Genomic DNA, 18,701 nt, shown 5'->3' with positions numbered 1-18,701 from the left:
GCGCCGGTGCGGCCGTCCGTCACCCCTGGCGCAGGAGTGCCGCCGCCATCGTCCGGGTCATGATGGCGACGTACGCGTCGGCGTCCCATCCGCCGCGGTGCACGAGCCGGTCGTAGAACTCCCCGGAGAAGACGAGGAGCAGATCGCGGGCCTGCGTCACGCTCAGATCGGGTCGCAGGTGCTGACCGGCCTCGAGCGCGCGTGCATTGTGCAGCATCCGCTCGGCGCGACCGCGTTCGATCTCGTCGAGCAGCTCGGCCGCCTCGGGATCCACCTCCGCGGCCGAACGCACGAGCGCCAGCACAGCGGTGGCCCGCGGCGCGACCTCGAGCGCCAGCCGCAGCCAGCCCTCGACGATCTGCCTCCCGGTCGCGGCGGACGCGGCGAGCGCGTCGGCCCGCCGCTCGGCGTGGTCCTGCCCGACCCCGGCGATCGCGTCCTGCCAGATGGAGCGGACGAGACCCGCCTTGCCGCCGAACGACTTGTAGATCGTCTCAGGCGACACCCCGGCCTCGCTCGCGACCGCCGCGACGGTGGTGCGCGAGAAGCCTCGCTCGGCGAAGAGGGATCGAGCGGCTTCGACGATCCCCGCCCGGCGCTCGGCCGCGCGACGGCGCCGCTGCTCCGCGTCATAGCGCCTCTTGACAGGGCGAGCTTCCACGAGGATCCTCCGTATCGAGTACATAGCACTGTATCGAAAACGGGCAGCGCGTGGGAGCCGAGGGACGGTGACGTGATGGTGCAGCAGTCGGAAGGCCCATCGGGGCAGGCGGCAGACGTGGTGCGGAGCCTGCATCGCGCCACTGCGGCGCACGACCTCGACGGCATCGTGTCCCACTTCGCCGCCGACTACACGCTCGAGGACCCCGTCCATCCGGATCGCAGCTTCCGCGGCGCCGATCAGGTGCGACGGAACTGGACTCGCCTGCTCGCCGCCATGCCGGCCCTCGTCCTCGAGGAGCGCGGGCTCGTGGCCGACGGCTCGACGGTGTGGACCGAGATCGCCCTCCGCGCCGGTCCGGGGGACGGCGAGGAGCAGGGCCTGCGCGGCGTCATGATCTTCACCGTCGAGGACGGTGCGATCACGGCCGGCAGGTTCTACCTCGCGCCGATCGTCCGCGACGGGCTCGACGCCGACGCCGCGGTGCACGCCATCGCCGCCCGGAGCCTGCGATGATCCTCGTCGCCGGCGGCAGCGGGCGCCTGGGTCGGCTGGTCGTCGGGGAGCTCGCCCAGCAGCACGACGTGCGGGTGCTCGCGCGACGCGCCACGACGGCGGCGCTCCCGATGGGCGTCCGAGTGTCGTCGCTGGACGCCGACGTGCGCGATGCGTCGGCGGTCGCCACCGCTGCTCGTGGCGTCGCATGCATCGTGATCGCGTCGCACGGGGTCGAGAGCCGCGAGCGCGACGGACTGGCGTCGGTCGACATCGATGGTGCTCGCGCCGTCGTCGCCGCCGCGAGGCAGGTCGGATGCGCGGTGGTCCTCACGTCGATCGTGGGTGCCGCCTCCGACGCGACGCTGCCCATCGCCCGCTCGAAGTGGGCCGCGGAGCGGATCGTGAGCGAGTCGGGGGTGCCGTGGACGATCGTCCGCTCGGCCGCCTTCGCGCAGACCTGGGCGATGATCCTGACTATGTCGGCCGGTCGCTCCGGTCGGCCCAGCATGATCGGTCGAGGACGGGCCGGACACCGATTCGTCGACGTCCGGGACGTCGCTGCCGTCGTCGCGCGAGCCGCGACCGACGAGGGGCTGCGCGGTCGGACGCTCCAGGTGTCCGGGCCGGACGTGCTCACGCCGTCGCAGCTGGCGGCGATGGTGCAGCAGGCGAACGCCTGGTCGGGGCAGCCGCGCCACCTGCCGCTGCCGGTCGCCCGGGCCATCGGCGCCGGCCTGGCGCCCTTCCGCCCCGATCTCGCCCGCCGCGTGGCACTCGGGATCGCCATGGAGGAGCCCCAGCCGCCGGACGGCCCGGAGGTGGAGGTCCCGGAGTGGCTCTCGATGCGTCGCATCACCCCCGAGACGATGCGCTGGTCACCGGAGGTCGAGGCCGCGCCCGCACGCTGAGCCGGCGGTGCTCAGCGCGCCGCGCCCGTGCGCACCCACGCGTCCGAGCGCGCTCGCAGGCCGAGCGTCACCGCCCGCGCGCCGAGGTAGCCGAACGAGAACGCCGCCCAGATGACAGCGAGCGCGTCCCAGCCGGGCACGAGCGCGAGCAGCAGCAGCGGCAGGTAGACGGCGAGGTTGATGAGGCCCGTCCAGGCGAGGTAGCGCACGTCGCCCGCGCCGATGAGCACGCCGTCGAGCACGAACACATACCCGGCGATCGGCTGTGCGAGCGCGAGCAGCACGAGCGCCACGGGCAGCGACGCGAGCACGCCCGGGTCGCTCGTGAAGACGCCGCCGAGCACCCACGCGAGCGACAGCAGCAGCGCACCGACGACGCAGCCGAAACCCACGCCCCATCGCTGCAGTCGCCGGGTGACGGCGTGGGCGTGAGCGGCGTCGCCGGCGCCGAGCGCCTTGCCGACCATCGCCTGACCCGCGATGGCGAGCGCGTCGAGCGCGAACGCGAGCGTCGAGAAGAGCGTGAACGCGATCTGCGTCGAGGCGAGGGTGGTCGTGCCGGCCTGCGTCGCGATCGCCGTCGTGGCGAGCAGCGCGGCCCGCAGCGACAGCGTGCGCACGAACAGCCAGCCGCCCGTCGAGGCGGTGCGGCCGAGGTCGGCCCAGTGGATGCCGAGCGGCACGCGGGCGCGCCTCGCCTCGCGCACGGCGAACCAGAGGAAGAACGCCGCCATGCCCCACTGGGCGATGACGGTGCCGAGGGCGCTGCCCGCGACGCCGAGCCCCGCGCCGTAGATGAGCACGACGTTGAGCAGCGCGTTCGCCGCGAAGCCCAGCGTCGCGACGACGAGCGGCGTGCGGGTGTCCTGCAGGCCCCGCAGCAGGCCGGTCGCGGCCAGCACGATGAGCATCGCGGGCAGCCCGAGGATCGAGATGCCGAGATAGACGGCCGCGTGCTCCGTGACGGCCGATGCGGCGCCGAAGAGCGCGACGACGGGTTGCGCGAGCGGGGTCGTCAGCAGCAGCACGGCGCCCGCCACGACGGCGAGCCAGATGCCGTCGACGCCCGCGCGGATGGCGCCGGGGCGGTCGCCCGCCCCCAGCAGCCGCGCGACGGCGGGCGTCGTGCCGTAGGCGAGGAAGATCAGCAGGCCGACCACCGTCGAGAGCACCGCGACGCCGATGCCGACGCCGGCGAGCTGCTCGGCGCCGAGGTGCCCGACGAGCGCCGTGTCGACCAGCAGGAAGGCCGGCTCGGCGATGAGAGCGCCCAGCGCCGGGACGGCGAGCCCGAGGATCTCCCGATCCAGCGCATCCGCCCGCTTCCGCACCCGCCAACGCTAGCGGCCCGGCGCGCCCTAGGCTGGCGGCATGACGACCCTCCCGTCCGGACTGCCCGTCGACGACTTCAGCGACCGCATCCGGCCACAGGACGACCTGTTCATGCACGTGCACGAGCGCTGGCTCGAGCGAACCGAGATCCCCGATGACCGAGCGCGGTGGGGCTCGTTCGCCGTGCTCGCCGAGGAGGCGGAGCGCGCGGTGCGCGAGATCGTCGCCGAGATGCAGGAGGCGGAGCCGGGCACGGATGCGCGCAAGGTCGGCGACCTGTACGCGTCGTTCCTCGACGAGGGTGCCGCCGACGCGAAGGGCATCGACCCCATCCGGCCGCTGCTCGAGCGCGTCGAGCAGGTGACCGACGTCGACGGCCTGCTGGCGCTCGTCGGTGAGCTCGAGGCGATCGGCGGCCCGAGCATCGCCGGCCAGTGGGTCGACACCGACCCGGGCGACCCGACGCGGTACATCGTGCAGATGGGCCAGGGCGGCCTCGGGATGCCCGACGAGTCGTACTACCGAGAGGACGGCTTCGCGGAGGTGCGCGAGGCCTACCTCGAGCACCTGACGACCATGTTCGGCCACCTCGGCTCGGATCGGGCGGAGGCCGAGGCGGTGACGGTGTTCGCGCTCGAGACCGAGATCGCGACGCACCACTGGGATCGCGTCAGCTCCCGGGACGACGAGAAGACGTACAACCTCCAGCGGCCCGTCGACGCGCACCCGCGGCTCCAGCCGTGGCTGCGCGCCATCCACGCGCCGGAGGGCACCTTCGACGAGGTCGTCGTGCGACAGCCCAGCTACTTCGAGGGGCTCGCGACGATGCTCGTCGACGAGCGGCTCGACGAGTGGAAGGCGTGGCTGCGCATGAGCATCCTGCATGCCTTCGCCCCGTACCTCGCGACCGGCATCTCCCGCGACCAGTTCGCCTTCTACGGCACCGTGCTGACGGGCGCGACGGTGCAGCGCGAGCGCTGGAAGCGCGGCATCGCGCTCGTCGAGGGCATGCTGGGCGATGCGGTGGGGAAGATCTACGTCGAGCGGCACTTCCCGCCGGAGGCGAAGGCCGCGATGGACGTCCTGATCGACCACCTCGTCGCCGCCTACCGGGAGTCGATCTCGCAGCTCGAGTGGATGACCGAGGGCACGCGCAAGCGCGCGCTCGAGAAGCTCGAGCAGTTCACGCCCAAGATCGGCTACCCCGTGCGGTGGCGCGACTACGCCTCGCTCGACATCGGCGCCGACCTCGTCTCGAACGTGCAGGCGGCGACGCGGTTCGAGCACGATCGCGAGCTCGCCAAGATCGGCAAGCCGATCGACCGCGACGAGTGGTTCATGAACCCGCAGACGGTCAACGCCTACTACAACCCGGGCTTCAACGAGATCGTCTTCCCGGCCGCCATCCTGCAGCCGCCCTTCTTCGACGCGACGCGCGACGCCGCATCGAACTTCGGCGCGATCGGCGCGGTGATCGGGCATGAGATCGGCCACGGCTTCGACGATCAGGGATCGAAGTACGACGGCGAGGGACGCCTCATCGACTGGTGGACCGACGAGGACCGCGCCGCGTTCGAGGAGCGCACGGGCTCGCTCATCGCGCAGTACGACGCGCTCGAGCCGGCAGCCGCGCCGGGCTACAAGGTGAACGGCGCGCTCACGATCGGCGAGAACATCGGCGATCTCGGCGGCCTCGGCATCGCGTGGAAGGCCTACGTCGAGTCGCTCGGCGGCGAGGAGCCGCCGGTCATCGACGGGTACACCGGCGCCCAGCGCTTCTTCCTGTCCTGGGCGTTCGCGTGGCAGCTGAAGATCCGTCCCGAGGAGGCCATCCGCCTCGTGTCGCTCGACCCGCACTCCCCGAACGAGCACCGCACCAATCAGGTGGTGAAGAACCTCGACGCGTTCACGGAGGCGTTCGACGTGCGTCCCGGGGACGGGCTGTGGCTCGATCCGGAGGCCCGCGTCACGATCTGGTGACTGCTGCGGTCGGTCAGACCCGCGCGGGCGCTCGGAGCACGGCGCTGAGGTCGTCGAGCGCGCCCGGCACCACCCGGTAGTACGCCCAGCGCCCGCGCTGCTCGCGCTCGAGCAGGCCGGCGGCGACGAGCACCTTCGCGTGGTGGGATGCGGTGGGCTGCGAGACGTCGATCGCGTCGGCCAGATCGCACACGCAGATGTCGCCGTCGGTGGCGGCGAGCATCGAGAGCATGAGCAGCCGGGAGGGGTCCGCGACCGCCTTGAGGCGCGCGGCGATGGCCTCCGCCTCGGCGCGCTCGAGGGCGGGCTCTCCTGGAGTGCAGCAGACGGTCGTGCGCATGTGGCCATCCTGCCACATCGACGTCCATCGATGTGATACACATTGATCGTCATCGATAGGAGAGGAGGTGCGCGATGGACGAGCAGATCCTTCAGGAGGCTCGCCGCGAGTGCTGCGGCGACGGCTGCTGCTGAGCGGTGCGGCGCGAGCGGCGCCGGGCGCGCGCGGCCCCCGGCCGAACTGGGGGCCCACCCGGGCGGGCCCCCGCGGGGGGCGGGGGGGTCGGTGTGGGCGCGACTTCCAGCACGGCTGGACATCCAATGGCAGGAGCGAACATGCGCGGCAGGATCCTCTTCGTGGTCGGTCTCGGCGCGGGCTACGTGCTCGGCGCGAAGGCCGGACGTCAGCGGTACGAGCAGATCGCGAGTGCGGCCGACAAGGTCTGGAACTCGCCCTCGGTGGCGAAGCAGCGCCACGAGGTGCAGCACTTCGTCGAGACGAAGGCGCCGAAGCTCGTCGAGACGGCGAAGGATGCGGCCGGAGATGCGGTGAGCAAGGTCAAGAGCCGCAAGGACGGACGCCGCGGCGGGCACTCCTCCGAGGTCGCGCGCCCCGAGGACGTCTGATGCTGCAGCGGAAGTCGCTCGGCGATCTCCTGGCGGAGACGCCGCAGATGATCGTCGATCTCGCGAAGGCCGAGGTCGAGCACCTCAAGGAGGAGTTCGCGGGCAAGGCGAAGGGCCTCGGCGTGGGCGCCGCACTGCTGGCTGCTGCCGGCTTCTTCGCCATCTTCCTCTTCGCCTGGCTGCTCATCGCCGCCTTCGAGGGGCTCAACGTCGCGCTCCCGCCGTGGCTGTCGGCGCTCATCATCTGCGCCCTGCTGCTCGTGATCGTCGCGATCCTGGCGCTGATCGGCCTCGGCTCGATCAAGAAGAACAAGGACCTCGCCGACCTCGAGGCCGTGGACAGCATCAAGGACGACGTCAACATGGTGCGCGGCCTCGGCCACGCGGCCGATGGCACCGACCCCCTCGATGACCTGCCGGCGCCGACAGGGTCTGGTGCGACCGTCGCCGCGCCGAGGACGCCGGGCGCCACCGCAGCGCGGAGCACGCCGGGCGCCACCGCAGCGCAGAGCACGAACGGAGACATGCGATGACCGAGCAGCGCGAGATCGACCGCAAGCGCGAGGAGCTGCGCCAGCACCTCAACGAGATCGAGGATCGCGTCAACCCGAAGAAGGTCGCGAACCGCTTCGTGGGCAGGGCCCAGGACTCCTACAACGACGACCCGACCCCGTGGATCGCCGGCGCGGCCGGGGTCGCCGTGCTCATCGTCGGCGGCATCGCGCTCGCCATCTTCGGCCGCAAGTAGCCCGGGCGGCTCGGTGCCGAGCGGCGCGACGCAGGCGCGCTCACCGCTCGAGCACGACCGCCAGCCCCTGCCCGACGCCGATGCAGATGGCCGCGACGGCCACGCCGCTCCCACGCCGCGCGAGCTCGTGCGCAGCGTGGCCGATGATCCGGCCGCCCGAGGCGCCGAGTGGATGGCCCATCGCGAGCGCGCCGCCGTGGATGTTGAGCTTCGCGGGATCGAGGTCCGGCCAGCCCTGCAGGTCGCCGAGCGCCTGCGAGGCGAACGCCTCGTTCAGCTCGACGAAGTCGACGTCGGCCCACGTCCTGCCCGCGCGGGCGAGCGCCTTGTTGGCCGCCTCGATCGGCGCGAGCGGGAAGTCGTCCGGGTCGACGCCGTGCGACGCTCGTCCCGCGATCCGCGCGAGCGGCTCCCGGTCGAGCGCTCCTTCGGCGCCGACGAGCACCGCGGCGGCGCCGTCGTTGATCGACGACGAGTTGCCCGCGGTGACGGAGCCGTCCTCCGCGAACAGCGGCCGCAGTCCCGCGAGCTTCTCGATCGACGTGTCGGATCGGATCCCCTCGTCGCGCGCGAGCTCGGCGCCGGGGACCTGGACGATCTCGCTGTCGAAGACGCCCGCCTCCCACGCCTCCGCGGCGAGGCGATGCGACCGCACCGCGAACGCGTCCTGCGCCTCGCGCGAGATCCCGAGCTCGCGAGCCACCTTCTCTGCCGACTCGCCGTTGCTGATCGTCCAGTGCATCGGGAGTGCGCGGTTCACCATGCGCCAGCCGATCGCGGTGTTCCACATGGTCGGGTTGCCGGTCGCGGGCCACGGCTTCGGCGACTTCTCGACCACGAACGGCGCTCGGCTCATCGACTCGACGCCGCCGGCGAGGACGATGTCGGCATCGCCGGCCTCGACGGCACGCGCGGCCTGCACGACGGCCTCGACCGAGGAGGCGCACAGGCGATTGACCGTCACGCCGGTCACCGAGGTGGGGAATCCTGCGAGCAGCGCACCGAAGCGCGCGACGTTGCGATTGTCCTCGCCGGCCTGGTTCGCGTCGCCGAAGATGACATCGGCGATGCGCGCCGGATCGAGCCCGGTGCGCTCGACGGTCGTGCGCATGACGAGCGCTGCGAGGTCGTCGGGACGGACGCCCGCGAGTGCTCCGCCGGCGCGGCCGAAGGGGGTGCGGACGGCGTCGTAGACGAAGGATGCGGTCATCTCACGCCTCCTGCTGCACCGGCTCGGCCACCGGCTCGAGCGGCAGGCCGATGAGCTCGGACAGCGAGGCGAGCGTGTTCTCGCCGAACGCCTCACGGAGCGCGAAGCCGTCGGCCGTGACGTCGAAGACCGCGTGGTCCGTGTAGACGCGGGTGACGCAGCCGACGCCAGTGAGCGGGTAGCTGCACGCGGCGACGAGCTTCGGCTCGCCCTGCTTCGTGAGCAGATCCGTCATGACGTAGACGTCCCTGGCGCCGATCGCCAGGTCCATCGCCCCGCCCACCGCGGGGATCGCGCCGGGCGCACCGGTCGACCAGTTGGCGAGGTCGCCGTGCTGCGAGACCTGGAAGGCGCCCAGCACGCAGACGTCGAGGTGCCCGCCGCGCATCATCGCGAAGGAGTCGGCCTGATGGAAGAAGGCCGCGCCCGGCAGCGCCGTGACGGGCTGCTTGCCGGCGTTGATGAGATCCGGGTCGATCAGGCCAGCTTCGGGCGCGGCTCCCATGCCGAGCAGGCCGTTCTCGGTGTGCAGGATGATCTCCTGATCGGTGGGCAGGAAGTTCGCCACGAGCGTCGGCGCACCGATGCCGAGGTTCACGTACGACCCCTCGGGGATGTCTGCGGCGATGCGCTGGGCGAGCTCGTCGCGGCTGATGCGCGTGGTCACTGGTCCACCTCCACAGGAGCGGGGGCGCCGACGAGCGGTCGCCCTTCGATGTCGACGCCGCCGACGAAGGCGCCGTCACGCAGCCAGGCGCGCCCGCCGACCTCGACGACGCGGTCGACGAAGATGCCGGGGGTCACGACCGCCTCGGGGTCGAGGGCGCCGAGCGGCACGATCTCGTCGACCTGCGCGACGGTGGTCGTCGCCGCGGTCGCCATCAGCGGGCCGAAGTTGCGGGCGGTCTCGCGGAACACCAGGTTGCCCCAACGGTCGCCGCGCAGCGCCGAGATGAGCGCGATGTCGGCGCGGATGGGGTACTCGAGCACGTAGGTGCGCCCGTCGATGACGCGCGACTCCTTGCCGGCGGCGAGCTCGGTGCCGACGCCGGTGGGGGAGAAGAACGCGCCGACGCCGGCTCCGGCGGCTCGGATGCGCTCCGCGAGGTCGCCCTGCGGCACCAGCTCGAGCTCGATCCGACCGGCTCGGTACAGCTCGTCGAAGACGAACGAGTCGTGCTGGCGCGGGAAGGAGCAGATGATCTTCCGCACCCGACCGGTCGCCAGGAGCGCGGCGAGGCCCGTGTCGCCGTTGCCGGCGTTGTTGTTGACGATCGTCAGATCGGTCGCGCGGTGCTCGATGAGCGCGTCGATCAGCTCGACGGGCTGGCCGGCGCGGCCGAACCCGCCGATCATGACGGTCGCGCCATCCGTGATGCCCGCGACGGCCTCATGGACGTCAGGCACGGTCTTGTCGATCAACGCTGGCCCCTTGGTGTTCGCTCTACGAACAGGTGTTCGCAGTACGACACTACCGGTTCGGCGGATGCGGCGCCAGCGTCACGCCTCGTCGCGCAGCACCTCGTTCGCGAGGCGGAAGGCCGTGTTGGCGGCAGGCACCCCGCAGTAGACGGCGGACTGCAGGATGACCTCCTTGATCGCGTCGGGGGTCAGCCCGTTGCGCAGCGCGGCGCGCACGTGCATGACGAACTCCTCGTGATGGCCGAGCGCGATCATCGCGGTGAGCACCGCGACCGACCGCGAACGCCGATCGAGTCCCGGGCGCGACCACACGTCGCCCCACGCGACGCGGGTGATGAAGTCCTGGAAGTCGCCGGTGAACTCGGTTGTGCTCGCGATCGACCGATCGACGTGCGCATCGGAGAGCACCTCCCGCCGCACGACCATGCCCTGCTCGTAGCGCTCCGCGTCGCTGAGGCCCTCGCCCATGGGCCTCTCACCCTTGCGCCCGGTCATCGCGCGCTCCCGTCGAAGAAGTCCCGCAGCAGGCGCGCGGTCGCGTCCGGCTGCTCGGCCGGAGGCAGGTGCGCCGCATCGGCGACCATCGCGGCGGTGCCGTGCCGCACGCCCGATGCCAGCTCGTCGGCCTTGGGCGCGGGCGCGACGGCGTCGTGCTCGCCCCAGATCGCCACGACCGGCCGATCGATCTCGCCGAGCCTGTCTCGCACGTCGAAGCCGGCCAGTGCCTCGCAGCAGTGCGCGTACGACCCGTCGTCGGCGCCCTGCAGCGCGTGCAGCAGTCGGCCGGTGAGCTCGGGCTCGCGCTCGATCGACCCCGGGGCGAACCACCGCTCGGCCGAGCCGCTGATCAGCGACGATGTCGACTGCGCACGCACCTGCGCCGCCCGGTCGTGCCACGCCTGCGGGTCGCCCAGCTGCGCGCCCGACGCGATGATCGCGGCGCGCTCGACCAGCTCGGGGTGCCGCAGCAGCAGCTCGAGCCCGGTCGCGCCGCCGAGCGACACACCCGCGTATCGGATGCGGTCGGTCCCGTCCTCACGCACGGCGTGCGCCACGGCATCCGCGAGCTCTGCGACGGTGAACGGCGCCTGCGACGCGGGGGATGCGCCGTGGCCCGGCAGATCCCACGCGAGCAGGCGGTAGCGCTCGCCGAGCGTCTGGACGGTGTGCTCCCACAGGATCGTGGACGTGCCGAGCGACGGGCCGAGCACGAGCACGGGAGCGTCGTGGGCACCGCCGAGGTGCGTGAGCGTGAGCGTGGGGACGGTCATGGGGCCTCCGTGTCGCCGGGGTCGGTCGCGGTCGCAGCAGCGCCGGCGATCGCATCGTCGACGAGCTCGCCGGCGAGCCCGGTGTAGTCGCGCGGGTCGATGAGGCGCTCGACGTCCACGCCCTCGATCCCGGCGTCGGCGAGCGCCAGTCGGACGGCCTGGGCGAGGTCCGCTCCGTCGCTGACCGACGTGACGATGGCCCGGACGCCGTCCGGGCCGACGAGCGGGCCGAGGACGACCGAGAGCCGCTCGGCGATGATCAGGCCGCGCGTCGCGCCGAGGTTGCGGTCGACCGCATCCGCGTCGACGCGCAGCCCGGCGGCGAGCGCCGCGGCGTGCGCCGCAGCTCCGAGCGCGAGGCGCAGCAGCTCGCGCAGGGTCGGCCACTCGGCGTGCCACGCTCCGTCAGGGCGCTCGTCGCCCGCGAGCCCCGACGCGATGTGGAGCGTCGCCCCCAGCTGCGGTGCGCGGATCGCAGCGGAGCGGATGAGCACCGATGCCGCGGGGTTCCGCTTCTGCGGCATCGCCGACGATCCGCCGCCGGATCCTTCGGCGATCTCGCCGATCTCGGTGCGGCTGAGCGTGGCGACGTCGGTCGCGAGCTTGCCGACGGCGTCGACGGCCTGGACGAGCGCGTCGCCGAGCTCGGTGATCGGCCAGCGCGTGACGTGCCACGGCGCATCCGGCACCGCGAGGCCGACGGCCTCGGCGAACGCGGCGACGAGGTCCCGGACGGTGTCGGCGGCGTCGGCATCGCTCGGCTGCGCGCTGCGCGGGCGCTCGAGACCGCCGGCGAGCTCGGCGAATGCGGCGAGCGTGCCGCCCGCTCCGCCGAGCTGGGCGGGGAGCGCGTCCCTGGTGGTGCCGAGGCGGTCGGCCGCCCGCCGCACGCCGCGGAGCCAGGTGGCGGCGCGCAGGCCCATGGTCGTCGGGACCGCGTGCTGGGTGAGCGTGCGCGCGGCGGCGACGTGGTCGCGGTGCGCGTGAGCCAGCGACCCGAGCGCCGCCTCGGTCGAGCGCAGCGCCCCCAGCACCTCGCCGGTGGCGTGGCGGGCGATGATCATGAGGGCGGTGTCGAGGATGTCCTGGCTCGTCGCGCCGCGGTGCACCCACGTGCGCGCCGGCTCGGGGACCTCGGCGCGCAGCGATGCCACGAGCGGGATCACCGGGTTGCCGCCGGCGACCGCAGCAGCAGCGAGGCCGTCGAGCTCCACGCCGTGGCCGCGGCAGCCGAGCCCGGCCCCCTGCCAACCCAGCGTTTGCGAGACGGCGTCGACCGCGCTCCCGGGCGCGAGCCCGACCGCGCCGTACGCACGCACGAGCGCGACCTCCGCCGTGACCAGCGCGTCGAGCACCGCGGCATCCGTCACCGATGCGTCGGTGCCGACGGTCACCGGTGACAGCAGGCCACCATCGATCGCGGTCACGTTCCTCCTTGCATGCTCCGGCCGAGCGTACCCGGGCGCCGATCGCGTCAGAACCGGATGAAGACGGTCTCGCCCTCGCCCTGCAGCCGGATGTCGTGCCGCAGCGATCCGTCCGGCAGTCGCCTCGCGATGAGCGTCGACCGCTCCTCGGCCGTGAGCGATCCCAGCAGCGGATCGGCGTCGAGCAGGTGCGGGTGCTCCGGCAGGTAGATGCGCGTGTGCAGCTTGTCCGGGAGGCCGCGCGCGTAGATGATCACGGCGAAGAACGGCGCCCTGCCGTCGGTGGGGCCGGGGTTGCGCGTCCAGAACTCGAAGCGGCCCTCGTCGGTCGTGAAGGACCGCCCGAAGCCGGTGAAGGTGTGGTCGTCGCGTCGACGGCTGCCGCGGGCTCGGGGGATGGCGCCGTGCTCGTCGACCTGCCAGATCTCGACGCACGCATCCGGGATCGGAGCGCCCGCCCCGTCGCGGACCGTGCCGCCGAGCACGATCGCGCCGGGGCTGTGCGGGAAGGCGACCTCGTGCATCTTCGGGTACTGCAGGCCGAACGCGAAGAACGGTCCGATCGTCTGCCCGGGCGTGGCCTCGAGCGGAGCGCGCCCGCGGAGCCCGCGGGTCGAAGCGGTGGCGTCGGTCATCAGTGCTCGTCCTCCGGCTCGAACCAGGTGGCGTCCGGGCCGTCGACGACGATGTCCCAGCGGTAGCCCATCGAGAACTCCGGGACGGTGAGGTCGTGGTCGTACGACGCGATCAGCCGATCGCGGTCGCGCTGCGACCGGATCGAGTTGTAGATCGGGTCGAGCGCGAAGAGCGGGTCGCTCGGGAAGTACATCTGGGTGATGATGCGCTGGGTGAACCCCGACCCGAACAGGGAGAAGTGGATGTGCGCCGGTCGCCAGGCGTTGATGTGGTTCTTCCACGGGTAGGGGCCAGGCTTGATGGTCGTGAACGAGTACTCGCCGTCGTCGTTCGTGACGGTGCGGCCTGCGCCCGTGAAGTTGGGGTCGAGCGGCGCGGGATGCTGGTCGCGCTGGTGGATGTAGCGGCCCGCGGCGTTCGCCTGCCAGATCTCGATCAGCTGGTTCCGCAGCGGGCGACCCCAGCTGTCGAGGAGGCGGCCCTGCACGGTGATCCGCTCGCCCAGCGGCTGGCCGGCGTGCTGCAGCGTGAGGTCGGACTCGATCAGGGCCACGTCGCGCTGGCCGTAGGCCGGCGACCACAGCTCGATCGACTCAGGATCGACGAGGCGGGGGTTCTTCGTCGGGTGCCGCAGGATGCTGGAGCGGTACGGCGCGAAGTCCACCATGGTGACCGGGACGTCCTCGCCGGCGGCGATGCGCGCCTCGGCGGCGGCGTGCAGGTCGGCGATCTCGCGCACGATCTCGTGCTGCGACGGCATGTCGGCCGATGCGAGCAGCGACTCAGGCGCCGCGACCGCGGGTTCGACGATGGCCGCGGACGAGAAGGCCTCGTCGTTCGGCTCGATGAGCATGGGCATCTCCTTCGACGCCGGCGATCACGGCGCCGGACCAGGGCCTTCAGCGTCGCACCCTCGAGCGCCGCAGGCCGTCTCGATGCTCACTCACTGAGAGTCGGGCTCGAGCGCGCTGCGCAGGTCGCGGGCGGCCTGCACGACCAGCGGACCGAGTCGATGCGGCTCGGCGCGATCGAGGCGGACGACCACTCCGATGGCGACGGGCGGCAGTCCATCCACTCGGGCGAGCGCAGCGGCGACCGACATGTTGCCGAGCGTCATCTCCTCCCGCGTGATGGCGAAGCCGCGGACGCGGGTGCGCGCCAGGTCGGCCCGCAGCTCGGGCTCCGAGACGATCGACCGCGTCGTCTGCGGCAGGAGCGGGCGCCGGAAGTACTGCCGCAGCCACGGCTCGTCGCGCGTCGCGAGCAGCGCCCTCCCGACGCCGGTGGTGTGCAGCGGGTCGCGGCTGCCCGTCCGGCTGATCGTCGGGATCGAGGCCCGGCCGGTCACCCGTCCGACGAACAGCGCGTCGCTCGTCTCGGGTGTCGGCCCGTCGAGCACGGCCAGATGCACGTTCTCGCCCGTCGCCTCGTACAGGCGCATCATGTGCGGCAGGGCCGTCTCTCGCAGCCGGAGGGAGAGCGGCGACAGCTCGCCGAGCTCCCAGAGCCGCGCGCCGATCGCGTACCGGTGGCCCGGCCTCCGCACCAGCAGGCCGCGCGAGACGAGCGTCGTGAGGAGCCGGTGCAGGCTCGACAGCGCGATGCCGGTCCGCTCTGCCAGCGCCGCGGCAGTGAGCTCGGGGGTGTCCTCGTGGAAGCAGGCCAGCACCCGCAGCGCGCGGTCGAGCAGCCCGTCGGTCACATCGGCACTGTAGTGCTGCCCCTCGCGCACTCCCCGGCTTGACAGTGTCAGACAGCGGCTCGTACCGTTCCGTGGAAGCACACTCGTTCGCAGAGCGACTGCTCGATGTGCGCCGATCCCTCACCTCACCGTCGACGCTCCGGCATGGTGCGAAGGAGAACAGATGTCGACGACGGGCCCCACCGAGCACAGCGGCGAGTTCGTGCAGTCGCTAGACCGCGGGATCGCGGTCATCCGCGCCTTCACGCCCGAGCACCCGCAGCTGACGCTGAGCGAGGTCGCGCGCGAGACCGGCCTCAGCCGGGCGTCGGCGCGCCGATTCCTGCACACGCTCGTCGACCTCGGCTACGTCGGCACCGACGGCCGCAGCTTCCAGCTGCGGCCGCGGCTGCTCGAGCTCGGCTACGCCTATTTGTCGACGCTGGGTCTGCCGGAGGTCGCGCGCTCGCACCTGCAGGCACTGTCTGACCAGACCGGGGAGTCGTCGTCACTCGCGGTGCTCGACGACACGGCGATCGTGTACGTCGCGCGCATCGCGGTCTCGCGGATCATGTCGGCAGCGATCGGCGTCGGCACGCGCCTGCCGGCGTTCGCGACCTCGATGGGCCGGGTGCTGATCGCGTTCGCGCCCGACTCGGTGCGCGAGGAGTTCCTGGAGCGGGTCGAGCTGCCCGCGCTGACGCCGCACACGATCACCGATCGCGATGCACTGCGCTCCGAGCTCGACCGGGTGCGGACGCAGGGCTGGGCGCTCGTCGACCAGGAGCTCGAGGAGGGGCTCCGCTCGATCGCGGCGCCGGTGCGGGATGCATCCGGCCGGGTCGTCGCCGCGGTGAACGTCGCTGCACCGGCTCGGCGCGAGACGGGTTCGGGGCGGTCGGAGTTCCTGGACCCGCTGCTCGCGGCCGCGGCGGGCATCGAGCGCGACCTGGCGCAGACGGGCGTGCGGGTCCGCTGACGCGGGCGCGCAGCGCCTCCGCCTACGCGGCGGCCTCGACGGCCTGCAGCTCCCGGCGGTCCACCGTCAGCTCAGCGAGGTCGACGCGCACGGCCGTCTCGGGCGCCATGCGGTTCCAGCCGTCACCGGTGAGCCCGCTCGACGTCACGGCGATCGACCCGTCCTCGGAGCGCCGCCACGACAGCTGGTAGTAGTGGTCGATGTGATCGGCCGGCAGGTCGTCGCCCAGGCCGGACTCCTCGAAGAGCTCGAGCGGGATCGGCGCGCCGTCGTTCGCGTGCACGGCGATGAGCTCGCGCGGCGAGAGGACGAGCAGGTTGAGCGCCGAGGTCGGGAACTCGCGGCGCAGCTCCGTCACCGTCGCCGTGACGGCGTCGAAGAGCAGCTCGCCGGCATCGTGCCGCCGCAGGATGAGCGCGAACACGACCGCCGTGTCGGTCTCGCCGCCGACGCGCGCGAGCTCCTCATCCGTCACCTTCGCCCGCAGGCGAGAGAAGGGGGTGACCGAGCCGTTGTGCGCGAGCACGATCTCGTCGACGCGGAACGGGTGCGTGTTCTGCACCCGGCTCGCGAAGCCCTCGGTCGCGAGGCGGAGGTGCGTCAGGCGCGCTCGTGACGGGGTGTCGCCGAGCGCGTCGGTGAGATCGGGGTTGTCGAGGCCGCGCACGGGGTCGCGGTACCGCCGCACCTCGTCGCCGTCGAGCCACGCGGTGCCCCAGCCGTCGGTGTGCAGGCGACCGAGCCGCTGCCACTCCGTGGCGGCGCGGGTGCCGATCACGTCCTTCGTCGTGACAGGCGAGGGGGCGACGTGCGCCAGCAGTCTGCACATGGTGGTTCCCCCCTCTCTCCGTCTGATCCATCCTCTCGCATCCCACGGCCCGATGGGCGGATGCGTGTCATACGGGGTAACAGCGCGTCGTCCACAGCTGTTCCAGGTCCGCGGTCGCGCTGCGGCGGCCGCCGCTAGCCTGCGTCGCGTGCGGGCGGATGTCGGGTGCGGGAGAATGGTGGGATGACCGTCGCGCTGACCCCTGAGCAGCTGGCGATCTATGACCGCATCGAGGGCGGCGACGACCACCTGTTCATCACCGGCCGTGCCGGCACGGGCAAGTCGACGCTGCTGCGCCACCTCACCGAGCACTCGAAGAAGCAGATCGTCGTCTGCGCGCCGACCGGCGTGGCCGCGCTGAACGTCGGCGGCCAGACGATCCACTCGCTCCTGAAGCTGCCGCTCGGCGTGATCGCCGACGCGCCGCTGCGGCAGAGCGCCGAGCTCAAGCGCCTGCTCGGCAAGCTCGACCTGCTGGTGATCGACGAGATCTCGATGGTGAACGCCGACCTCATGGATGCGATCGACCGGTCGCTGCGGCAGGCGCGCGGCGTGCGGTCGGTACCGTTCGGCGGTGTGCAGGTGGTCATGTTCGGCGACCCGTACCAGCTCGCGCCGGTGCCGGGCGACGGCGAGGAGCGCGCGTACTTCAGCGACCACTACGAGTCGATGTGGTTCTTCGACGCGCGCGTCTGGCGCGAGGAGTGCGACCTCGCGGTCGTCGAGCTCGTCCACATCCACCGGCAGACCGACCTGGAGTTCAAGCAGGCGCTCAACGCCGTGCGGCACGGCACCGTCACCGCCGACATCGCCCAGCTGCTGAACGACGCGGGCGCGCGCACGCCGCCCGGCGACGACGTGCTCACGCTCGCGACCCGCAACGACACGGTGAACCGCATCAATTCGCGCGAGCTCGCCCGGCTCCCCGGCCGGCCGAAGACGGCGACGGCCGAGATCACCGGCGACTTCGGCGGCCGCCAGTACCCGGCCGACGCCGAGCTGCAGCTGAAGCTCGGCGCGCAGGTGATGTTCCTGCGCAACGACGCCGAGGGGCGCTGGGTCAACGGGTCGCTCGGGAAGGTCGTCGATATCGGCGGGACCGTGTGGGTCGAGGTCGACGGCGAGCAGCACGAGGTCGAGCCGGCCGTCTGGGAGCAGTACCGCTACTCCTACTCGCCGACGACGAAGGAGATCAAGCGCAACGTCGTCGCCGAGTTCACCCAGTTCCCGCTGCGGCTCGCGTGGGCAGTGACGATCCACAAGTCGCAGGGCAAGACCTTCGATCGCGCGGTCGTCGACCTCGGCACGCGCGCGTTCGCCCCGGGTCAGACGTACGTCGCGCTGTCGCGGCTGACCTCGCTCGAGGGCCTGTACCTCTCGCGGCCGCTCCGACCCGCCGACATCATCGTCGACCAGCGCGTGCGCCGCTTCATCCATGAGGTGCGCGAGCGCGACGCCGCTCGAGCTGCCCGTGACGACCTGCGGCGCGAGCGCGCGTCGGCCACCGATGCGCCGCCGGCCGAGACGGCCGCCGAGGAGGACCGCCGCGATCGCGTCGACGCCGGCTTCGCCTCCGACGCGCCCCCGCCGTTCTGACGGCGACGGTGCGCGTCAGCCGATGACGGTCGGCTGGCTGTAGTCGAGCACCGGCAGGTCGGCGAGCTCGCGCAGGAAGCGCGTCGCAGCTCGCCGCTCGGCGCTCGTCATCGCGGCCGCGACGGCGAAGCGGCGCGAGTGGTCGCGGCCGACCGACGACGTCGCCGTGTCGCGGGTCTCGTCGGTGACGACGATCGACAGCGCCCGGCGATCGGTCGGGTGCGCCTCGCGGCGGATGTGCCCGGCGTGCTCGAGCCGGTCCAGCAGCTTCGTCACGGAGGGCCCGGTGATCCCGAGGTGCTCGGCGAGCATCGTCGAGGTGACGATGCGACCCTCGCGCCGCGCGATCATGAGGTAGCGGATCGCGCGCATGTCGTTCTCGCCCAGCTTCATGAAGCGGCGGCTCGCCTCGCTGTGCGCCTCAGACGCCTGATGCCAGCGACGCAGGGCGTGGAACAGGTCCATGACCTCCTCGACGTCGGCATCGGTCAGCCCCAGCTCGCGCACGAGCTCGGCGGATGCGTCCAGTCGCCGGGGGTCGAGCACGCCCCGCTGGTCGGCGGGGTCCTTCTCCTGGCGCATCATGGCTCCATACTACGACGAAAGACTCATAGTTG

The 18,701-nt window shown here is 72.3% G+C and carries 22 protein-coding genes; 8 read left to right on the top strand and 14 right to left on the bottom strand.

Annotation, left to right across the window (positions count from 1 at the left end; all coding sequences use genetic code 11):
• Positions 1-19: 19 nt before the first annotated feature.
• The gene (locus ACLQ21_RS04635) at positions 20-661 is read right to left on the bottom strand and encodes a TetR/AcrR family transcriptional regulator (protein ID WP_425661950.1); all 642 of its coding nucleotides are present in this window, start codon (positions 659-661) and stop codon (positions 20-22) included.
• 75 nt (positions 662-736) lie between these two features.
• Between ACLQ21_RS04635 and ACLQ21_RS04630 the strand changes: the two genes are divergently transcribed.
• Both ACLQ21_RS04630 and ACLQ21_RS04625 read left to right on the top strand, forming a co-directional pair.
• Entirely contained in the window at positions 737-1,177 is a 441-nt protein-coding gene (locus ACLQ21_RS04630; RefSeq protein WP_425661948.1) for a nuclear transport factor 2 family protein, read from the top strand.
• On the top strand, positions 1,174-2,067 hold the full coding sequence (locus ACLQ21_RS04625) for an SDR family oxidoreductase (RefSeq protein ID WP_425661946.1): 894 nt from the start codon (positions 1,174-1,176) through the stop codon (positions 2,065-2,067). The genes ACLQ21_RS04630 and ACLQ21_RS04625 overlap by 4 nt, the downstream gene beginning before the upstream one ends.
• An 11-nt stretch (positions 2,068-2,078) precedes the next feature.
• On the opposite strand, the gene ACLQ21_RS04620 is transcribed toward ACLQ21_RS04625, so the two are convergent.
• On the bottom strand, positions 2,079-3,398 hold the full coding sequence (locus ACLQ21_RS04620; RefSeq protein WP_425661944.1) for an MATE family efflux transporter: 1,320 nt from the start codon (positions 3,396-3,398) through the stop codon (positions 2,079-2,081).
• 40 nt (positions 3,399-3,438) lie between these two features.
• Between ACLQ21_RS04620 and ACLQ21_RS04615 the strand changes: the two genes are divergently transcribed.
• Complete coding sequence (locus tag ACLQ21_RS04615) at positions 3,439-5,379, top strand: M13 family metallopeptidase (protein WP_425661942.1); 1,941 nt, start codon at positions 3,439-3,441, stop codon at positions 5,377-5,379.
• Positions 5,380-5,392: 13 nt separating this feature from the next.
• Here the strand turns inward: ACLQ21_RS04615 and ACLQ21_RS04610 are convergent, their stop codons facing one another.
• Positions 5,393-5,719, bottom strand: coding sequence for an ArsR/SmtB family transcription factor (locus ACLQ21_RS04610; RefSeq protein WP_425661940.1), 327 nt, complete (start codon positions 5,717-5,719; stop codon positions 5,393-5,395).
• Positions 5,720-5,994: 275 nt separating this feature from the next.
• Here ACLQ21_RS04610 and ACLQ21_RS04605 point away from each other — a divergent pair, with 275 nt between their 5' ends.
• The 3 genes from ACLQ21_RS04605 to ACLQ21_RS04595 are packed head-to-tail and all read left to right on the top strand — an operon-like array spanning position 5,995 to position 7,033.
• Entirely contained in the window at positions 5,995-6,285 is a 291-nt protein-coding gene (locus ACLQ21_RS04605) for a hypothetical protein (RefSeq protein ID WP_425661938.1), read from the top strand.
• Positions 6,285-6,818, top strand: coding sequence for a phage holin family protein (locus ACLQ21_RS04600; RefSeq protein ID WP_425661936.1), 534 nt, complete (start codon positions 6,285-6,287; stop codon positions 6,816-6,818). The genes ACLQ21_RS04605 and ACLQ21_RS04600 overlap by 1 nt, the downstream gene beginning before the upstream one ends.
• Positions 6,815-7,033 carry a DUF3618 domain-containing protein gene (locus ACLQ21_RS04595; RefSeq protein WP_425661934.1) on the top strand — a complete coding sequence of 73 codons (219 nt, stop codon included), beginning with the start codon at positions 6,815-6,817 and terminating at the stop codon, positions 7,031-7,033. The genes ACLQ21_RS04600 and ACLQ21_RS04595 overlap by 4 nt, the downstream gene beginning before the upstream one ends.
• A gap of 40 nt (positions 7,034-7,073) precedes the next feature.
• On the opposite strand, the gene ACLQ21_RS04590 is transcribed toward ACLQ21_RS04595, so the two are convergent.
• From ACLQ21_RS04590 to ACLQ21_RS04550, 9 genes are all read right to left on the bottom strand, one after another.
• Positions 7,074-8,243 (bottom strand): thiolase family protein, encoded by a 1,170-nt coding sequence (locus ACLQ21_RS04590; protein WP_425661932.1) that lies wholly within the window; start codon positions 8,241-8,243, stop codon positions 7,074-7,076.
• Between the two features lies 1 nt (position 8,244).
• Positions 8,245-8,910, bottom strand: a complete 666-nt coding sequence (locus ACLQ21_RS04585; protein ID WP_425661931.1) for a 3-oxoacid CoA-transferase subunit B — start codon at positions 8,908-8,910, stop codon at positions 8,245-8,247.
• On the bottom strand, positions 8,907-9,665 hold the full coding sequence (locus ACLQ21_RS04580; RefSeq protein WP_425661928.1) for a 3-oxoacid CoA-transferase subunit A: 759 nt from the start codon (positions 9,663-9,665) through the stop codon (positions 8,907-8,909). Before ACLQ21_RS04580 ends, ACLQ21_RS04585 begins: the two co-directional genes overlap by 4 nt.
• Before the next feature lie 78 nt (positions 9,666-9,743).
• Positions 9,744-10,160 (bottom strand): 4-carboxymuconolactone decarboxylase, encoded by a 417-nt coding sequence (pcaC, locus tag ACLQ21_RS04575; RefSeq protein ID WP_425661926.1) that lies wholly within the window; start codon positions 10,158-10,160, stop codon positions 9,744-9,746.
• A complete protein-coding gene (locus ACLQ21_RS04570; protein ID WP_425661924.1) occupies positions 10,157-10,936 on the bottom strand; it encodes an alpha/beta fold hydrolase in 780 nt (259 codons plus the stop codon). Before ACLQ21_RS04570 ends, pcaC begins: the two co-directional genes overlap by 4 nt.
• Positions 10,933-12,363, bottom strand: coding sequence for a lyase family protein (locus tag ACLQ21_RS04565; protein ID WP_425661922.1), 1,431 nt, complete (start codon positions 12,361-12,363; stop codon positions 10,933-10,935). Before ACLQ21_RS04565 ends, ACLQ21_RS04570 begins: the two co-directional genes overlap by 4 nt.
• A gap of 47 nt (positions 12,364-12,410) precedes the next feature.
• The gene (gene pcaG, locus ACLQ21_RS04560; RefSeq protein WP_425661920.1) at positions 12,411-12,998 is read right to left on the bottom strand and encodes a protocatechuate 3,4-dioxygenase subunit alpha; all 588 of its coding nucleotides are present in this window, start codon (positions 12,996-12,998) and stop codon (positions 12,411-12,413) included.
• The gene (gene pcaH, locus ACLQ21_RS04555) at positions 12,998-13,852 is read right to left on the bottom strand and encodes a protocatechuate 3,4-dioxygenase subunit beta (RefSeq protein ID WP_425661918.1); all 855 of its coding nucleotides are present in this window, start codon (positions 13,850-13,852) and stop codon (positions 12,998-13,000) included. Before pcaH ends, pcaG begins: the two co-directional genes overlap by 1 nt.
• A 90-nt stretch (positions 13,853-13,942) precedes the next feature.
• Complete coding sequence (locus tag ACLQ21_RS04550; RefSeq protein ID WP_425661916.1) at positions 13,943-14,701, bottom strand: IclR family transcriptional regulator; 759 nt, start codon at positions 14,699-14,701, stop codon at positions 13,943-13,945.
• Positions 14,702-14,864: 163 nt separating this feature from the next.
• Here ACLQ21_RS04550 and ACLQ21_RS04545 point away from each other — a divergent pair, with 163 nt between their 5' ends.
• Positions 14,865-15,659 carry an IclR family transcriptional regulator domain-containing protein gene (locus ACLQ21_RS04545; protein WP_425661914.1) on the top strand — a complete coding sequence of 265 codons (795 nt, stop codon included), beginning with the start codon at positions 14,865-14,867 and terminating at the stop codon, positions 15,657-15,659.
• Positions 15,660-15,681: 22 nt separating this feature from the next.
• Here the strand turns inward: ACLQ21_RS04545 and ACLQ21_RS04540 are convergent, their stop codons facing one another.
• Complete coding sequence (locus ACLQ21_RS04540) at positions 15,682-16,488, bottom strand: class II glutamine amidotransferase (protein ID WP_425661912.1); 807 nt, start codon at positions 16,486-16,488, stop codon at positions 15,682-15,684.
• A gap of 183 nt (positions 16,489-16,671) precedes the next feature.
• Between ACLQ21_RS04540 and ACLQ21_RS04535 the strand changes: the two genes are divergently transcribed.
• The gene (locus ACLQ21_RS04535) at positions 16,672-18,084 is read left to right on the top strand and encodes an ATP-dependent DNA helicase (protein WP_425661910.1); all 1,413 of its coding nucleotides are present in this window, start codon (positions 16,672-16,674) and stop codon (positions 18,082-18,084) included.
• 15 nt (positions 18,085-18,099) lie between these two features.
• Here the strand turns inward: ACLQ21_RS04535 and ACLQ21_RS04530 are convergent, their stop codons facing one another.
• On the bottom strand, positions 18,100-18,669 hold the full coding sequence (locus tag ACLQ21_RS04530) for a MarR family winged helix-turn-helix transcriptional regulator (protein ID WP_425661908.1): 570 nt from the start codon (positions 18,667-18,669) through the stop codon (positions 18,100-18,102).
• Positions 18,670-18,701: the final 32 nt, after the last annotated feature.

Source organism: Agrococcus sp. DT81.2 (genome assembly GCF_049844935.1).
Taxonomy (GTDB): Bacteria; Actinomycetota; Actinomycetes; order Actinomycetales; family Microbacteriaceae; genus Agrococcus.
The sequence above is the reverse complement of the archived record's forward strand: the minus strand, read 5'-3'. Positions and strand labels throughout refer to the sequence as shown.